This window comes from Eremococcus coleocola ACS-139-V-Col8, from assembly GCF_000183205.1.
In the GTDB taxonomy this organism is placed as follows: Bacteria; Bacillota; Bacilli; order Lactobacillales; family Aerococcaceae; genus Eremococcus; species Eremococcus coleocola.
Genome location: NZ_AENN01000018.1, coordinates 1 through 16,115, shown reverse-complemented (window position 1 = coordinate 16,115; position 16,115 = coordinate 1). Strand labels below are relative to the sequence as shown.

Annotated in this window: 14 protein-coding genes; 5 read left to right on the top strand and 9 right to left on the bottom strand. The window is 39.6% G+C overall.

From position 1 onward, the window contains the following. Window positions 1-49 precede the first annotated feature (49 nt). From HMPREF9257_RS08050 to HMPREF9257_RS08025, 6 genes are all read right to left on the bottom strand, one after another. On the bottom strand, window positions 50-823 hold the full coding sequence (locus HMPREF9257_RS08050; RefSeq protein ID WP_006419073.1) for an ABC transporter permease: 774 nt from the start codon (window positions 821-823) through the stop codon (window positions 50-52). Further along, window positions 823-1,746: an ABC transporter ATP-binding protein gene (locus tag HMPREF9257_RS08045; RefSeq protein WP_006419062.1), complete on the bottom strand. Its 924-nt coding sequence runs from the start codon at window positions 1,744-1,746 to the stop codon at window positions 823-825. The genes HMPREF9257_RS08050 and HMPREF9257_RS08045 overlap by 1 nt, the downstream gene beginning before the upstream one ends. A gap of 462 nt (window positions 1,747-2,208) precedes the next feature. Next, entirely contained in the window at window positions 2,209-3,042 is an 834-nt protein-coding gene (locus HMPREF9257_RS08040) for a metal ABC transporter permease (protein WP_006419005.1), read from the bottom strand. Further along, window positions 3,035-3,907, bottom strand: a complete 873-nt coding sequence (locus HMPREF9257_RS08035; RefSeq protein WP_006419053.1) for a metal ABC transporter permease — start codon at window positions 3,905-3,907, stop codon at window positions 3,035-3,037. The genes HMPREF9257_RS08040 and HMPREF9257_RS08035 overlap by 8 nt, the downstream gene beginning before the upstream one ends. A 2-nt stretch (window positions 3,908-3,909) precedes the next feature. Continuing rightward, window positions 3,910-4,638 (bottom strand): metal ABC transporter ATP-binding protein, encoded by a 729-nt coding sequence (locus HMPREF9257_RS08030; protein WP_006418986.1) that lies wholly within the window; start codon window positions 4,636-4,638, stop codon window positions 3,910-3,912. A gap of 331 nt (window positions 4,639-4,969) precedes the next feature. Then, the gene (locus HMPREF9257_RS08025; protein ID WP_006418997.1) at window positions 4,970-5,890 is read right to left on the bottom strand and encodes a metal ABC transporter solute-binding protein, Zn/Mn family; all 921 of its coding nucleotides are present in this window, start codon (window positions 5,888-5,890) and stop codon (window positions 4,970-4,972) included. A 167-nt stretch (window positions 5,891-6,057) separates the two neighbouring features. On the opposite strand from HMPREF9257_RS08025, the gene HMPREF9257_RS08020 reads away from it, so the two are divergent. Both HMPREF9257_RS08020 and HMPREF9257_RS09550 read left to right on the top strand, forming a co-directional pair. After that, window positions 6,058-6,429 (top strand): metal-dependent transcriptional regulator, encoded by a 372-nt coding sequence (locus HMPREF9257_RS08020; RefSeq protein ID WP_006419070.1) that lies wholly within the window; start codon window positions 6,058-6,060, stop codon window positions 6,427-6,429. A 95-nt stretch (window positions 6,430-6,524) separates the two neighbouring features. After that, window positions 6,525-6,647 (top strand): hypothetical protein, encoded by a 123-nt coding sequence (locus HMPREF9257_RS09550; protein ID WP_006419036.1) that lies wholly within the window; start codon window positions 6,525-6,527, stop codon window positions 6,645-6,647. 174 nt (window positions 6,648-6,821) lie between these two features. On the opposite strand, the gene HMPREF9257_RS08010 is transcribed toward HMPREF9257_RS09550, so the two are convergent. Together HMPREF9257_RS08010 and fadE are read right to left on the bottom strand one after the other, a co-directional pair. After that, window positions 6,822-7,604, bottom strand: a complete 783-nt coding sequence (locus HMPREF9257_RS08010; protein ID WP_006418993.1) for an enoyl-CoA hydratase/isomerase family protein — start codon at window positions 7,602-7,604, stop codon at window positions 6,822-6,824. Window positions 7,605-7,770: 166 nt separating this feature from the next. Further along, window positions 7,771-8,976 carry an acyl-CoA dehydrogenase FadE gene (gene fadE, locus HMPREF9257_RS08005; RefSeq protein WP_006419061.1) on the bottom strand — a complete coding sequence of 402 codons (1,206 nt, stop codon included), beginning with the start codon at window positions 8,974-8,976 and terminating at the stop codon, window positions 7,771-7,773. Between the two features lie 517 nt (window positions 8,977-9,493). On the opposite strand from fadE, the gene HMPREF9257_RS08000 reads away from it, so the two are divergent. Genes HMPREF9257_RS08000 through HMPREF9257_RS07990 form a run of 3 tightly spaced genes read left to right on the top strand, consistent with a single transcriptional unit; the run spans window position 9,494 to window position 14,321 of the window. Further along, window positions 9,494-10,804: an acetyl-CoA hydrolase/transferase family protein gene (locus HMPREF9257_RS08000; RefSeq protein ID WP_006419029.1), complete on the top strand. Its 1,311-nt coding sequence runs from the start codon at window positions 9,494-9,496 to the stop codon at window positions 10,802-10,804. A gap of 32 nt (window positions 10,805-10,836) precedes the next feature. After that, window positions 10,837-13,098, top strand: a complete 2,262-nt coding sequence (fadB, locus tag HMPREF9257_RS07995; RefSeq protein WP_006419032.1) for a 3-hydroxyacyl-CoA dehydrogenase/crotonase FadB — start codon at window positions 10,837-10,839, stop codon at window positions 13,096-13,098. A gap of 32 nt (window positions 13,099-13,130) precedes the next feature. Then, on the top strand, window positions 13,131-14,321 hold the full coding sequence (locus HMPREF9257_RS07990; protein WP_006419019.1) for a thiolase family protein: 1,191 nt from the start codon (window positions 13,131-13,133) through the stop codon (window positions 14,319-14,321). A gap of 181 nt (window positions 14,322-14,502) precedes the next feature. Here the strand turns inward: HMPREF9257_RS07990 and HMPREF9257_RS07985 are convergent, their stop codons facing one another. Beyond that, window positions 14,503-15,738 carry a hypothetical protein gene (locus HMPREF9257_RS07985; RefSeq protein WP_006419021.1) on the bottom strand — a complete coding sequence of 412 codons (1,236 nt, stop codon included), beginning with the start codon at window positions 15,736-15,738 and terminating at the stop codon, window positions 14,503-14,505. Between the last annotated feature and the right edge of the window lie 377 nt (window positions 15,739-16,115).

Below are 16,115 nucleotides of genomic sequence, written 5' to 3'. Positions count from 1 at the left end.
CAGATAAAAACAGACTTGCAAGATTGCAAGTCTGTTTTTTTGTGGGGGATTACAATGATTTTTGTCGGAAGACCCAATAGGCTAACCCATTCACCACTATGATCGTGCCAATAGTGGCGAGTAAGTTCTGCGTCCAAAAGTCTTGACTCCAGTCCAATTGCCAGGCAACATCTGTAGCTGCTTGGAAACTAAAAGGCGCTACCCATTCAATTTGTGATAAGGTTATCACCACGGTAGTAATCAAAGGCAGAACAATGGTTGAAATCACCGCACCGACATTGGAAAAGAACCAATAAAGAATCAAGGTTGCGACCGCAAATATAGCTAGGATATTCAGAAATTCAACTGCAAATATTTGCGAAAAGTCTTGCCAAAAGTCCATATTAATTTGGCCCCATCCATGTCGGAAACCTGCGATTAACATACCGATTCCATAGTAGAAAACTAATTCTAAGAATAAGGCAACGACAAAGACAACAATTTTAGAGATAAAATATTGGAGTCGAGTCACACCCATAGTCAGGATGTTTTTATAAGTTTGCCTGCTCGTGTCATAACCAATAATCATGACAAAGAGCGGCAGTCCAAAGTATATCATCAGTGAACTCATATTAGACATAGCTTGAGCAGCTACATCCGCTGTCCAGGTCATATCTTGGAACCTTGCTTGGTTTTGGGCCGCTTGGTCGCTTTCCATCCCAATATGACCAATGGCTTCAAACCAAACGGTCATTGCTTGATAGAGCGTCAAAACAATTAGAGTGATATAGAAGCCGGGTGATTTAAACAAACGATAGAAATCTGCTTTAAGTGAATGTAACATTAGGCTTGCGCTCCTTTCTCTTGAACTAATTGGGTGAAGTAATCTTCTAAATTATGTCTAGAATAATGAATGCCGTCAATTTGAATACCAGCATTTAATAGGAGGACGATAATTTCATGAACATGATGGGTTTTGCCAAAGATATGTAATTGATGATCATTGACCACCTTAAAGGTCAAATCGAGTTTATCCTTAATTAATTGGCTAGCGGCTTGAATTTGATTACTTTCGAGAATAATAAAGTCTTCGCTCAGATGATCAAAATCAGTCTTAGAAATCTCACGGACTAACTGCCCTTCATTTAGGAAACCAAACCGGGTAGCTACTTGATAGAGCTCAGATAAAATATGAGACGAAATAATAATCGAAATACCAAATTCTTGATTTAGTCGCCGAATTAACTGACGGAATTCGACGATGGCCAGTGGGTCCAAACCGTTAATTGGCTCGTCCAAAATGAGTAGGTCAGGTTTGGACAACATGGCAATGGCAATCCCTAATTTTTGCTTCATACCGAGGGAGAAGGTTTTAAATTTTTGGTTACGGGCGTGGTACAAGTTAACATATTTCAGGGTTTCAGCGATTACCTTTTCTTGATCCACCATACCACGAAGAATAGCATAATAACGCAAATTTTCTTCTGCGGTTAATTGGTCATAGGCCACCGGAGTTTCAATCACGGATCCAGTCCGTTTTAAGGCTTTTGACCATTGAGCGGTGTTTTGCGAACCGAAGAGGGATATTATACCGCCTGAGTCTGAAATCAAACGGGTGATGATTTTGAGTAAAGTGGTTTTCCCCGCCCCGTTCTTCCCAATTAAACCATAGATATCACCTTGATAAAGGGTCATAGATAAATTCTTTAAAACCAGTTTGTCTTTATAGCGTTTATTCAAGTCTTTGATTTCTATTACTTTTTCCATCTCAATTCCTCCTTCTTTTTCTTTACACTCTTATCATAACGAATGGTTTTCAAGTAATTATCAAGTAATTCTAAACAGTTTCTAAAATTGATGAGTTTGTTGAGTTTATTTGGTTGTGAATGGGGCGAAGAGTTTTGTGTTCGCACCACTTGAGCAAAAATTAATACTAATTAGTAAAGATTAGGCCGGTAGAGTTGCGAAGATTTTTTCTTGGCAAGTTTAAGCTAGGTAAAGTTTCGAAGAACTGAATCTTGGCAAGTCCCGACTTAAAATAGTTGCAAAGAACTGAATCTTAGCAAGCCCCGACTTAATAAAGTTGCGAAGAATAAAATCTTTACAAGCCAAACTCCAAAATAGTTGTGAAGAACCGATTCTTCGCAACTATTTCCCCCTCCCCACCACACAAAAGAAACAAAAAGAGCCTAGGTCGAAACCTAGACTCAAAGGAAAAGACAAAAATTATTAAGCTGCTACCCGACTTCTAGTTAAAAGAAAAGCCAAGCAAAAGACTATAAAGGAAGCGACCGCCACCATACCTGACATAGAAACATTAAAATACACGGCTAAATAATAGCCTAAGACAGCATTAAGACTGGCCACCAAAGCCCCTATCGTTAATAAACTGACAAATGATTTGGCAAATAGTTGGGCTGTCATGGCTGGTGCCACCATCATAGCAATCACCAATATGGCGCCAACATTCTGGAAGGAAACCACAGCAGTCAAGGATACTAAGGTCATCAAAATCAAATCGAAGGTTAACAAGCGGATACCCCGCATCCGGGCGAAAGATTCATCAAAAAGCCGCATTTTTAAAGGCTGATATGCTAGCGTAATAAAAACCAGAACTGCTAACAAAGATAAACCATTTTCTACCATCGCCCTAGGCAGCGTATGACCAAACAAGGTCATGCGGTTCAAGGGCGCAAAAATCACTTGGCCCAGCAAAACCATGTCTATATCCAAATGGACATTAGCAAAGAACTTGGAAATGAGGATAACTGCTAAGGAGAAAAAGGCAGTCAAAATCAAGGCAATGGCTGCATCATTTTGGACATTAGTTTTTGCCACGACAACTTCAATTGCTAGGACCGTTAAGACACCGAAGACTGTAGCTCCGATAATTAACCAAGGAGAATCCAAGTCTTGAACCAAAAAGAAGGCCACGGCAATCCCTAGCAAAATCGTATGGGAAATGGCATCCCCAACCATCACTTCTTGTTTTTGAACTAATAGGTTCCCCACCAAAGAACAAGTAACACCTACTAAAATCAAAATCCATAAAGACTCAATCATGTTGATACCCCCTTGCTGCAATGAGACCTTGGGGTCCAATAATAAAAGATAGCAAGGCCAAGAAAAATAAGGTCAAAACAACAGATGGACCGGTCGCTAGCTTATCAACGACGGTCGACAACCAGGTGCCAAATAAAGAGCCTACTACGGCGGACCCAACAGCAACCCAGAGAACCCCCTGATAATTTCGAGACCATTGCATCCCAATAATGGTCGGAGTAATCAAAAGAGCGGCAATCAAAATGGCACCGACTGCTTTAAGACCTACCGAAATCACTACCACCGCCAAAGATAAGTTTAATAAAGAAAGTTTGCGACTATCAATTCCAATGCTAGCGGCAAAAACTGGATCAAAGAGACTTAATTTAATTCGAGGTAAGGCCATAAAGAAGATGAGGATTGTAATACTAGAAACTAAGGCAATCAAAATCACATCATCTTGTTTCAAAAAAGCCGCCTGCCCCATGATATAAGTCTTGAGTCCCGCTTGAGAAGCACCTTGATAATTGTCATTACCTTGAATATAGGACATCAAGACCATACCAAGACCAAACAAGGTCGACAAAACTAAAGCCAGAATTGATTCAAAATGAAAGGCCGGTTCTTTCGAAAAGAAGTGAATTAAGATAAGGACTAATATCCCTGAAGCCACGGCTCCCAGTAACAAAGTAAAAGGATTACGGGACTGGGTCACCATAAAGGCCGCAATAATCCCAGGATAGGCAGCATGGCCAATGGCATCGCCTAATTGGCTTTGTTTTTGAAAAACTAGGGAAGAGCCAATCATAGCAGCCGCCATACTTAAGAGACTAACACCCAAGCCTACTACTAGAAATAAATAATGTTGATTCCAAAAATTCAGCATGCTTATCCCTCCAAGCCTAAATTATTAGTACCCGTATAGGTTAAATTAATTATATCTTGGTTGAGGACTTGTTCCAGCGGACCAGCGCCCACAATCTTTTTATTCACTAGCACAACATAATCAAAATACTCTTTTAAGGTTTCTAATTGATGGTGGACCGTTACGGAAGATTTTCCTTGGGCCTGAAAGGCTTTAATTTGATCAATAATGATTTTTTCACTATTTTGATCCACCCCAGCTAGGGGTTCATCTAAGAAATAAGCTTGGGCATCTTGTGCAATGGCCCGAGCTAAAAAGACCCTTTGCTTTTGACCACCAGATAACTGATTAATTTGTCGGTTCTTTAAATCGATTAATTGCATGGTTTCTAGAGCCGCATAGGCTCGGGCCCGCGCTTCTTTTGAAATCCGACGAAATCCCCAACGTTTAGAAGAAATCCCCATAAGAACCACCTCTTCGACGGTCACAGGGAAATACCAATTGACATTGGCTCTTTGCGGTACATAAGCAATTTGTTGACGCACTTGGTCAACGGGCTGACCGAGTAATTTCACTTGTCCCTGAGACTTGATTAAACCTAAGGAGGCCTGCATTAAAGTCGATTTACCAGCCCCATTAGGTCCAATCACAGCAATCCGGTGGCCTTGCGGCAAGTCCAATTGCACATGGTCTAAGGCTGTGACGTTTTGATAAGTCACACTTAAATCGTGCACTTCTAATAATTTGTCCATAAGACATTTCCTTTCCTTGTGTTGCAAAAATATATCTAGGGAGCGGGCAAGAAACAAGAAAATAGAAAATTTCTTATTTTCGCTTCGTCTGACCACTCCCGCAAAGCTGATTAGGATGGAACCAGTCACAAAGTGATGCGGTTCCCATCCAATCAACCACTGCGATAAATTATCGATATTATCGTAACTGAGAGGGACTAGACTTTTAGCTAGCCACCAGGCCCTACTTAGCTAGAAGCCTTTATATATGCCGAAAAAGTAAAGCAGCTGAAGCAAATTTTTGTCACAGCGCTCTACTTTGCGGCATCAAATAAGATAGGAGTGAATTTTATTAAGCTTTTAAATATTTAACAATTAAATTAATATTGTGTTGATACATGGTGATATAAGTATCACCTTTTTTACCTTCAGGAGCAAGGGAGTCAGAAAATAAGGATTCATCGTCTCCAGTTACCACGGCCACTGAACCACCTTTAGCTTTCACAGCCTCTTGTAATTTTTCCATCCGTTCCGGATTGGTGGTTGATTCTGCAAAGATAGCTGGAATCTTATGTTCAATTATAAAGTCAACTGTTTCACCAATTTGTTGGTTAGAGACTTCTGAATCAGTAGACACTCCTTGCGGAGCAATTACGGTAAAACCGTTGGCCTTAGCAAAATAATTAAAGGCATCATGTGGGGTCACAAGATAGCGTTGGTCTTCTGGCAGGTCTTTTAATTGGTCAGCCACCCAAGTTTTTAATTCATCCAATTGGCCTAAGTAGCTTTCAGTATTTTTAGCTACTTGGTCTTTGATATCAGGAAAGCTTGCTTGTAAAGATTCTGAAGCAGCTTGAGTGGCTTGTTTATACAAGTCAATATCAAACCAGAAATGTGGGTCGATCGCTTTTTGACCATCTTCATCCATTTCATTGATTGAAGCTGGATCAAAATCGCGGGTCACTGCTTGACCTCTTTCTTCTAAGATATCGACCATTTTTCCTTCAAAGTGCAAGCCGTGATATAAAACTAAATCAGCTTGGGCAATTTTTTCAATATCTTGAGCCTTGGCTTCATAAAGGTGAGGGTCAGAACCGGCCGGGATAATCATTTCAACCTCAACCGCATCACCCGCTAAATTCTTAACCATATCGGCTAAGAATGAGGTAGTGACTGTAACTTTTGGCTTGTCAGCCGCCAAAGCGGAAGGTGTCACCAAAACAGATACGACTAAACTTAATACAAATAATATTTTTGAGATTTTACGAAACATTGTGTTCCTCCTTTTAGGTTTACCTAACTTATTTTCTGAACTCAGTATAAGGGAATGATTTTTAAAAATCAATAGGTTTACCTAAAAATTTTTAGGTAAATCTAAAAATTGTTCTTACTTCCCATCCATGGTAAAATATTAATACGCATACAAAGGGAGGATTCACCATGTCACAAAGCCGGGAAGACTATATTAAATACATCTACGAGCACAGTCAAAATGACCAACTAGTCTCCAATAAAATGATTGCCCAAGGGCTTAAAATTTCTGCTCCTTCTGTGTCAGAAATGATTGCCAAATTAGCCGCAGAAAATCTCGTGGCTTACACACCCTATCAAGGGATGGAATTAACTGACAGTGGGCGCCAAATGGCTCAGGACTTAATCCGCAAACATGAAATTTGGGAATACTTCTTAGCAAAAGAATTAAACTATAATCAAGTAGAAGTCCATGAATTAGCCGAAGTACTAGAACACGCTACTCCGGATGATTTAGCAGACCGCTTGGCAGTATATATTAATTATCCCGAAAAAAACTAATTGCAAACTAAAAAAGATCCGTCGCTTACCAAAATTGGTAGGTGTACTGACCCCCTAAAGTTGGACCAAAAAATCCAACTTTAGGGGGTCTTTGTATGGCTAAATATAGCTTAGATTTAAAAATGAAAGTCGTCGCAGAATATCTTTCGGATACGATTGGGTATGGATTGTTAAGTAAAAAATATAAATTTAAGTCTTCTTCTCAAATTGAAGTTTGAGTTAATGCCTACCAAGCGTTTGGAATTGAAAGATTAAAACGCTCTCGCCAAAACAAAAAAATAAGAGAGACAAGTACATAAAATATGTACTCATCTCTCTGGTCCAACTTTTTGGAGTCACTATAAGGCGACGGTTTTTTTAGTTAATCCAAAAACTAGGAATTCAAATCAAACTTATTTATTAAAGTCTGGCCGGCGTTTTTCCAAGAAAGCATTGACGGCTTCGGCATGGTCTGGTTCAATAGCTGAAACATGCATAAATTGGGCTTCACGATTGTTAAAGGCTTCTAAATCTTTATAGAAGAACTCATTCACAATAGCTTTTTGACGGGCAAAGGCCTTCAATGGTAATCGAGTCAATTTCTTAGCAAAATCATAAGTTGCACTTTCTAAGTCTTCATCCGCCACTAATAGAGTGGTTAGACCTAATTCCTTGGCTTCTGCCCCCTTAATCGGTTTGGAAAAAGCTAGATATTCCATGAGACGTGGTGTACCTAAGGCTTGTTGTAGATAATAGATTAAACCAGTATCGCCTGGAAAGGCCATATTAATAAAGGCGGTCACAATTGAAGATGACTCACTCATTACCCGGAAATCAGCCGCCATGGCGAGAGCAGCCCCAGCGCCCGCAGCAGCGCCATTAATCATGGCTACCACTGGTTTTTGGCAAAGTTTCGGTGCCCGACCCATAGCACCGGCCATCTTTACCAGGTCTTCTGTGACTGGAGTGCCAGCATCCAACATTTCTTTAAAGGATTTCACATCACCACCTGCTGAGAAGAAACGTCCTTCCCCACGAATAACCACAGTCTTAACTTCATCATTACCTGAACACTCTTCCAAAGCTAAACGAATTTCATCATAGGTCTTATCGCCAAAAGCATTGCCGACCTCTGGACGGTTGATTGAAATAGTGGCGATCCCTTCCTCGATTTTAAATAAAATTGTTTCGTACATTTTTATAACCCCTTTTCTTTAATTAGTGGGCTGATTTAACGGAGTCAGCCTAATTTTTAAAGCTTAACTTGACTCAATGTGTAAAAACTTAGGAAATTTTGCTATTAAGCAGAAAATGTGGAAAAGGGCTCGGTAATCTAAGCCCTCCTCCCTCTCTTATTATAAATTAGACAAAGGCACCCTTACCAGTAATCGCACGACCGATGACTAAGGAGTTTACCTCATGGGTTCCTTCATAGGTATAGATTGCTTCCGCATCTTGGAAGAAACGAGCTACATCGTAGTCATAAGTAATCCCATTTCCACCACAGACTTCCCGCGCTAAAGCAACGGTTTCACGGGAACGTAGGGAGTTGAACATTTTGGCAATGGATGAGCGTACTTCATCGAATTCCCCACTAGTTTGTAACTTAGCAATTTGAGTGATTAAAGCTAATTCTGAAATGACATTGGCTTGCATACGGGCTAATTTTTCTTGGACTAATTGGAATTCAACGAGAGATTTAGTAAATTGTTTACGTTCTTTGGTATATTTTAAGGCCGCACGGAAGGCACCGGCAGAATTACCAGCAGCTAAATTAGCGACACCTGACCGAGTCACATATAATACACGGGCAACATCTTTAAAGCCATTAATATTAACCAACCGATGATCATCGGCTACTTCCACATCTTTCATGGTAATGTGACCGTTTTGTACCATCCGTAAGGCAATTTTATTTTCAATTTTATCGATTGTTAGACCCTTTTGGCCTTTTTCTAAGATAAAACATTTAATTTTATTATCTTCCGTATCGCGAGCAAAAATTGGTAAGACATCAGCTGAGCCTGCGCCACCAATCCAACGTTTTTCGCCATTAATAATCCACTTATCACCTTGGCGAGTTGCCGTTGTTGCTAGACCTCCCGCAATATCAGATCCATGTTCAGGTTCAGTTAAACCAAAACACGTTTGGAGTTCAAAGTTTTGTAATTTTGGAACCCAACGTTCTACCTGTTCAGGTGATCCACCTAATAGGAAGGTATAGTAACCTAAACCACCATGAACACCGAAGAAAGTCGCAATTGAAGTATCAAAACGAGACATGAGATACCATAGATAAGCATAGTAATATTGAGATGGTGTATATTTATCTTCCCGGTCTTCATATAAACGAGGGTCGCTCATAATAGCAACTTCATTCACGAAAGCATAGAAGGCATCCATAGGAAATTCTGCCTTTTCACTATGCTCGGTAATAACTGGACGCAAATGTTTTTCAAGGGCTGCTTCTACCTCCATTAAAACATCGACTTCCTTTTCAGTAAGGCAATCTGAAAATTTATATAAATCCTCTGGGAACAATTGAGCTAATTTTTCGGCTTTTGACATATTCTTTCCTCCTTATTAATTAAAGCGTTTTCACATCTTGAATTATAAGAGGCTTTTTTTAATTTTTCCAATAAATATCTTTTATATTACTATAACCTAAAGACATAAAAGACAAACCAAACTGATTATGTAAGCATTCCTAAACTATAAATTCATCTAACTTTTATATAAGATTTAGTTATTGATTTTTCTTAAGCAGTATAATTTTCTAATTAACAAGGCCATTTAACAACATCTTGACAGGATTTTTTAAAATATATTTCACAATACTCTAATTAATATTAATAAAGAGTTACTTATAAATTAACCTTACTTAACCCCCCATCATTATAATTTTCACAAGTAATATAACTTGAGGTTATAGTATCATAAATAATAGGTATTTGTAATCGCTTTCTAAAGTCCTTATACTATGGCTTGTTAATACGATTAATACTTGTATTCAAAAGATTAATAGTATTGGTTATTTTGCTATTTGGTTACTTTAGTCATAAAAATTATTAAGGAGGAAGTAAAAATGTTTTTAGAACAATATAATAGTAAACTGGTTTCAGTTAAAGAGGCAGCTCAAGTGATTAAATCGGGAGATAAAATCCTATCCAACCCTATTTCGGGGATGCCAATGGAATTAATCCGCCAAATCGGAGCGCGCGCTGGGGAATTAGATCATGTCGAATTGCATTCATTATTTATTTTGGAACCCTTTAATTTCCTAGTAGATCCAGAAGCTGCCAGTCATATCAAATATACTTCTCATTTTATGGGACCAGTTGAACGGAAACTTTATCCAAATAAACTTTTCCATGTCGATTCTTGTAACTTCTCCGACTTATCTTACCGGATGATTGAACAAGTCAAACCGAATGTTTTCGTTTTACAAGGCACCCCAATGGATGAAGATGGCTATTTCAACCTTGGACCCATGGGAAGTCTTTATTCACGCCAAGCGCTTGACAAAGATATGACAGTAATCTTACAGGTCAACAAAAAAGTAACCAAAATCAACAAACATGAAACACCAAGTAAAGAGTCGATCCACTTAGCCCATATCGATGAAGTCGATTATATTTGTGAATTCGATGAAGCCATGGTCGGTATTCCTTCATCTGTTCCAACCGAACTAGAAAATAAAATTGCAGACCAAATTATCCCACATATTCCAGATGGTGCCACCCTCCAAGTCGGCTTTGGTGGTCTATCCAATGCCGTCTCTTTAGGAATGATTGGTAAGGTAACAGGACTAGCCGTTCATACAGAAATGATTACTGAATCCATGATAGAACTACGTAAACAAGGGGTTATCACTGAAACTATCACAGGGGCTTTTGCCTTAGGAACCCAAGCACTCTATGAATTTACTGAGGAAGATGACAATGTGGTTTTCCGACCTTTAGCTGAAGTCAATAAGCCAAGTAACATCTCTGCTATTGATAAATTTGTTTCAATTAATGCTTGCCTCATGGTTGACCTAACCGGTCAAGTCGCCTCTGAAGGAATTGGTCACCGCCAAGTCTCTTCTGTTGGAGGGGCCTCTGATTTCGTCCGTGGTGCGAGTCACTCTAAGGGCGGTAAATCTTTCGTTTGTGTTTCTTCATCTAATGTAAACAAGGAAGGTAAACGGACGTCTAATATAATCTTTGCCTTTCCACCTGCTACACCAGTCACCTGCCCTCGACAAGATATTATGAATGTGGTAACTGAATATGGAATTGCTGATATCCATAACCAACCAATTAGTGAACGGGTCAAACGTTTAATTGCAGTGGCTCACCCAGACTTCCGTGAAGAACTAACCAAACAAGCTGAAGAAGCTGGCTATTTACGTTAATCAAATTAATAAAATATTGGAGGAATTAAAACATGTCTATTAATAAAGTAACTGTCCTTGGTGCTGGCAATATGGGTAGCCAAATCGCTGCTCTGCTTGTCAATGCCGGACTGCAAGTTAAGCTACTCGATCTTGTTATCGACCAAGAGGATCCAAATAAATTATCTAAAGGAGCTTTTGACCGAATTACTGATAAACGTAAAGGACTTCTTTTCGATGCAAGCTTTGCCAAAAACTTATCTTTTGGTAATTTTGACCAAGATCTTAAAGAAGACGATGATTCTGACTTATATATTGAAGCCGTGTCAGAGGTCCTAGAGATTAAACATGACCTCTGGAAGAATGTTGCCAGCATTGCTAAAGATTCAGCTATCTTAGCCACCAATACTTCTGGTATCCCTATTGAAAAAATTGCTTCCGTTTTAACAGAAGAACAAGCTAGTCGTTTTGTTGGCTACCACTTCTTCAACCCACCTCGTCATATGAAATTGATTGAAATTATCCCTCACAGCAAGACCAGCCAAGCAACCGTTGAACGACTAGAAGACTTCACCAGCCGTAAATTAGGTAAAGGAGCAGTCCATGCTAAAGATGTGTCTGGCTTTGTCGCTAACCGAATTGGGGTTTATGCCTTAGTCGACGCCATGAAACGGGGCGAAGACCTAGGCTATTCTATCACTGAAGTCGATGCCATGACCGGACTTTTCCTTGGCCGGCCTAAGACTGCAACTTACCGCTTAAATGACCTCGTAGGTTTAGATATTGCCATGCACGTAGCTGAAGGACTCCTAGAAGACCCTGCTGAAAAAGACTTCTATGTGGTGCCTGAATCCCTAAGTAAATTAGTGGCAGCGGGCGCCTTAGGTAACAAGGTCCAACACGGTTACTACAAACGTGAAGGCAAAAACAACCTAGTTTATGACTTTGAAAGCGGCGACTACCAAGCAGCCTCTAAAGTTGACATTCCATTCTTGAATGAATTAGGTCGTGACTTAAATAAAAACTTAAAAGCTATCTTCCAATCAGATGATCCAGCAGCCCAATATATGTGGGACTCTTTAGGTAATGTCCTTTACTATTCAGCCATTAATGTGCCAAAAGCAACCGATGATTATAAAAATGTCGACCGCGCTATGGTTTGGGGCTTCAACTGGAAATTAGGACCATTTCAAATCTGGGATGCGATTGGTTTCAATGAAGTGAAAGACCGTTTGAAAGCTAAATTCGGATCTCTACCAAAATGGATTGAAGATCGGAATCAAGGTTTTTATCAAGACCAAGAAGACATCTCTAATGTTGCCGGCCTAAATGACTACGTGAAGGGAACCGTTTGGAACCATGACAAGGTGTCTGATTTATATGAAGCCGACAATAGACTCTTAATTTTTGTCTTAAGAACGCCAAACAACACCATTACCCAAGAATTATGTGGCGATATTAAAGAAGCGGTAGCTACCTTAGAAAACGAAGCCTACCGAGGTATGGTGATCTATTCTGAAGGTAAAAACTTCTCCCTTGGTGCTAACTTAGATCAAATCCATGATATGATTAACCAAGGCAAACAAGATTCTGAAATTGGCGACATGATTGACCAATTACATGAAGGCGTGCTAGCCATGAAACATGCCAATAAACCAGTGGTGACCGCTATGCGGGGGATGGCCCTAGGTGGCGGTTGTGAGTTAGTTCTTTATTCCCCATTCGTTGTGGCTGCGGCTGAATCTTATCTTGGTTTAGTTGAAATGGGCGTGGGTGTTATTCCAGCTGGCGGTGGCTTAGCTGAACTAGCTGAACGTGTGTATCTTAAGAATAATGAACGGAGTCAAGAAATTAAAGACTTACAAAAAGCCTTTAATAATGTAATTAATGCTAAAGTTTCTAAAAATGCATACGACGCTAAAGCCATGGGCATTCTCCGCGATACCGATATGATTATTGCTAACGATGAGCTGATTCTAGAAGCCGCTTTAAAGAAGGCTGACCTAGAAGCTAGCTATAACTATGTACCAAAACCAGTGGCAGAATATGCGGTGGAAGGCTCTAACTACTTTGCCATCGCTAAGGCAGATATCCAAACCTTAACCTCTGGCAACTTTGCCTCTGACTATGACGCAACGATTGCAACCTCAGCTGGTAAGGTCTTAGCTGGTGGGGACGTTCCATTAAACACTGTGGTTAACCAACGTTACTTACAAAGCTTGGAAAGAGAAGGTTTCATCGCCTTAACTAAGAATGTAAAGACATCTGAGCGTATCCAACACATGCTTAAGACTAAAAAACCATTAAGAAACTAAGAATACCTGGTCAACTGAGAGGAGATTATTACATGCAAGATGCATATATTGTTGCTTACGGCCGTTCTGCTGTAGGAAAAGGAAGTAAAAAAGGTTCTTTATATTATTCACGTCCTGATGATGTTGCTGCTGAAGTTTTAGAAGGTGTCTTAGACCGCGTAGGCGGTGACTTCAAACCAGAAATGGTTGAAGACCTTATCGTGGGTTGTGCCTTCCCTGAAGGGATTCAAGGTCACAATATCGCCCGGACGATTGCTTTAAGAGCTGGCTTAGACTTAAAAGTTGCCGGTCAAACTGTAAACCGTTGGTGTTCTTCTGGTCTACAAACGATTGCCTTAGCTGCCAACCAAATTATGGCCGGCCAAGGCGACATTATCGCTGCTGGAGGGGTTGAATTAATGTCTACTACACCTTTAGGTGGTAGCGAAATGACTAATAACCCCTACCTTCAAGACAATGGTCCAAGCCTAGGCGACCCAATGGGTGTGACTGCCGAAAACGTTGCGGCTCAATACAACATTTCCGCTGAAGACCAAAATGCTTTTGCCGCTGAAAGCCATCGCCGCGCCCATGAAGCACAAGAAGCCGGCAAATTCGAACGCGAAATTGTACCGGTTCACGCCCAACGTCCTGTTTATAAAGAAGATGGCTCAATTGAAGTGGAAGAATTTATTTTCGACCAAGATGAAGGTATCCGTCCAGGTTCTTCTGTAGAAAGCCTCAGCAAGTTAAGAACCATCTTTAAAAAAGATGGTGGGGTAACTGCCGGAAACGCATCTCAAATTTCTGATGGAGCTGGTTTCGTAGTGGTAATGTCTGGCCGTATGGTCGAAAAACTTGGCGTAAAACCAATTGCTAAGTTCATCGGTTTCAAAGCAGTTGGTGTAGACCCATCCATCATGGGGATTGGGCCTGCTTATGCTATTCCTGAAGTTTTAGAATTAACAGATATGAAATTAGAAGATATTGACTTAATTGAATTAAATGAAGCCTTCGCGGCCCAAGCCGTTGCCTCTATCCGTCAATTAGGTATTAATACTGATATCACCAACGTAAATGGTGGCGCCATCGCCCTTGGTCACCCCTTAGGAGCAACTGGTACGATCCTAACTGCCCGCCTCTTGTCTGAAATGGAACGCCGCCCTGACTCTAAATATGGTATGGTATCAATGTGTATCGGCCATGGTATGGGTGCTGCTGGTATCTTCGAATACTTACACTAATTCATAATCTAATAAACAAACCATCTAAAGCAAAGCTTTAAGTAAAAACCGTTTAGAACAAAAAATGTTCTAAACGGTTTTTGATTATAAAAATATAGGTTACTAAAGCTAAAAATCGTCCTTTAAAAAAGGAAGCAGACACTTTGTCTAGCTCCCATTCTTTGGTTTAATCTATATGTTTTTAAACCTTTGGCACATTTTGATTAATTGGCCATCTATCAAAACCAGTAGCTGAATATAACATTGGAACCATGTAGACAAATTGACCCGCAACCGGACCTAAAACTGGATGACCCAAGCCTAAATCATTACCAGCAATTGGTAAATATTTATAAACAAATGGCCAAGCAAGACCCCAGATTGTACCTAAGACTAGGACAATGGCTAACTGAGTCAAGATCCGTTTTCCTTCATTGCCACCTGCTTGTTCAAGGCTTGGATAGTCTTCGAAGTATTGGTGCCAAGTCAACATCACGTTAATCCAGGATAAGAAAAAGGCTGCCACCACAACATCAAGCGCAAGGCCTGACGCTTCTGCAATACCGCCTAATAAGACATTTGCTGCTCCTCTTAAGAGGAAGGCACCGCCAATAGCAATCGCTAACCCTACTAAACCAGACCAAGGTTGTTTACGTGTCACCAAACGTTGTGGATAACCCGCAAAACCTTCTGCTGGCATCAAGAATAAGAAGATAAAGGCTTGGAACCAAGCATTCGTTCCTACCCAAGAACCCCATGGGTTAGCGGTAATCTCAATGCCATTAAAAGCTAAAGGATCCAAGAAACCAGGAATCATAATGGCTGCCCAAATTAAAATTGCTAATGCTAGCGATAGGGACCAGTTAATAAAGTTAATCGCCTTAGGTTCATTGGTAAATAATTGGGCTGGCCACTTACCGAATAAAGATACGGATAAAATTTGACCTAAGATTGAAGCTAAAGCAAAGAAGTTGGATGCCGTTAGGCCCTTAATCGCAATCATCGCTTGTTCTTCCGTTTGTGGATTAAAGATATAAGCTAAATTAAAAGGTTTCCAGAAAATTCCTAATAAAAGGCATGAGAATAAGAAACCAATCAATCCCCAAAGAAATGCCTTGCCGACGTAAATAATCCCAACCATGGGTTGCTTGTAACCCTTGTCATATTTATTCGGATTTCCCAGGTTTAAGGCCATCCAAATCCACGGCGTAATCGCCAACCAGAAGAAGGCCCCTTCTACAAAAACTTCACGATATTTATGGGAAATTTCATGGGGTAAGGCGTCTAAGGCAGACCCTGCAATCAGTGTAATAATTAAATTAAAGAATTGAGAAAAAATAATCCAAGCAATACTGGCATAAATAATCATAAATAAAAATAACATGAAACCATTTAATAGTGGATTATCAAATCGACGCTTGGTAACAAATTCAGGCATATAGTTTAACCTTCCTTCTCTAGATTATTTAATTGATCTAATGGCCCTTAAATCAATCATGATTTTGTCAGCGCTTACACCAATAATCATATACAATTATAAAAAAAGTATCAAGATATTATTTATGATAATACTATTAAATTTACTTATAGTATAATTAAGCTATCCTTTTAAGGATAGCCTAATATAAGTTAATTTTATTCACTTTTTTAATAAATTTAGTTTTTAAAAAATATTTTTTTATATCATTTTGTGATAGTAATTCAATTTTAACTTTTTTAATCTTTAATTAATATAACTTAGCTATTCTGAAAATATTCAAACAACCAACTACCCTCCTTTATTCTTATAGGTTTAATGACCACAAAAAAAAAGAA

Coding starts and splice junctions, on each gene's coding strand:
- HMPREF9257_RS08050 (WP_006419073.1), bottom strand. CDS start 823: ATGTTACATTCACTTAAAGCAGATTTCTATCGTTTGTTTAAATCACCC.
- HMPREF9257_RS08045 (WP_006419062.1), bottom strand. CDS start 1,746: ATGGAAAAAGTAATAGAAATCAAAGACTTGAATAAACGCTATAAAGAC.
- HMPREF9257_RS08040 (WP_006419005.1), bottom strand. CDS start 3,042: ATGATTGAGTCTTTATGGATTTTGATTTTAGTAGGTGTTACTTGTTCT.
- HMPREF9257_RS08035 (WP_006419053.1), bottom strand. CDS start 3,907: ATGCTGAATTTTTGGAATCAACATTATTTATTTCTAGTAGTAGGCTTG.
- HMPREF9257_RS08030 (WP_006418986.1), bottom strand. CDS start 4,638: ATGGACAAATTATTAGAAGTGCACGATTTAAGTGTGACTTATCAAAAC.
- HMPREF9257_RS08025 (WP_006418997.1), bottom strand. CDS start 5,890: ATGTTTCGTAAAATCTCAAAAATATTATTTGTATTAAGTTTAGTCGTA.
- HMPREF9257_RS08020 (WP_006419070.1), top strand. CDS start 6,058: ATGTCACAAAGCCGGGAAGACTATATTAAATACATCTACGAGCACAGT.
- HMPREF9257_RS09550 (WP_006419036.1), top strand. CDS start 6,525: ATGGCTAAATATAGCTTAGATTTAAAAATGAAAGTCGTCGCAGAATAT.
- HMPREF9257_RS08010 (WP_006418993.1), bottom strand. CDS start 7,604: ATGTACGAAACAATTTTATTTAAAATCGAGGAAGGGATCGCCACTATT.
- fadE (WP_006419061.1), bottom strand. CDS start 8,976: ATGTCAAAAGCCGAAAAATTAGCTCAATTGTTCCCAGAGGATTTATAT.
- HMPREF9257_RS08000 (WP_006419029.1), top strand. CDS start 9,494: ATGTTTTTAGAACAATATAATAGTAAACTGGTTTCAGTTAAAGAGGCA.
- fadB (WP_006419032.1), top strand. CDS start 10,837: ATGTCTATTAATAAAGTAACTGTCCTTGGTGCTGGCAATATGGGTAGC.
- HMPREF9257_RS07990 (WP_006419019.1), top strand. CDS start 13,131: ATGCAAGATGCATATATTGTTGCTTACGGCCGTTCTGCTGTAGGAAAA.
- HMPREF9257_RS07985 (WP_006419021.1), bottom strand. CDS start 15,738: ATGCCTGAATTTGTTACCAAGCGTCGATTTGATAATCCACTATTAAAT.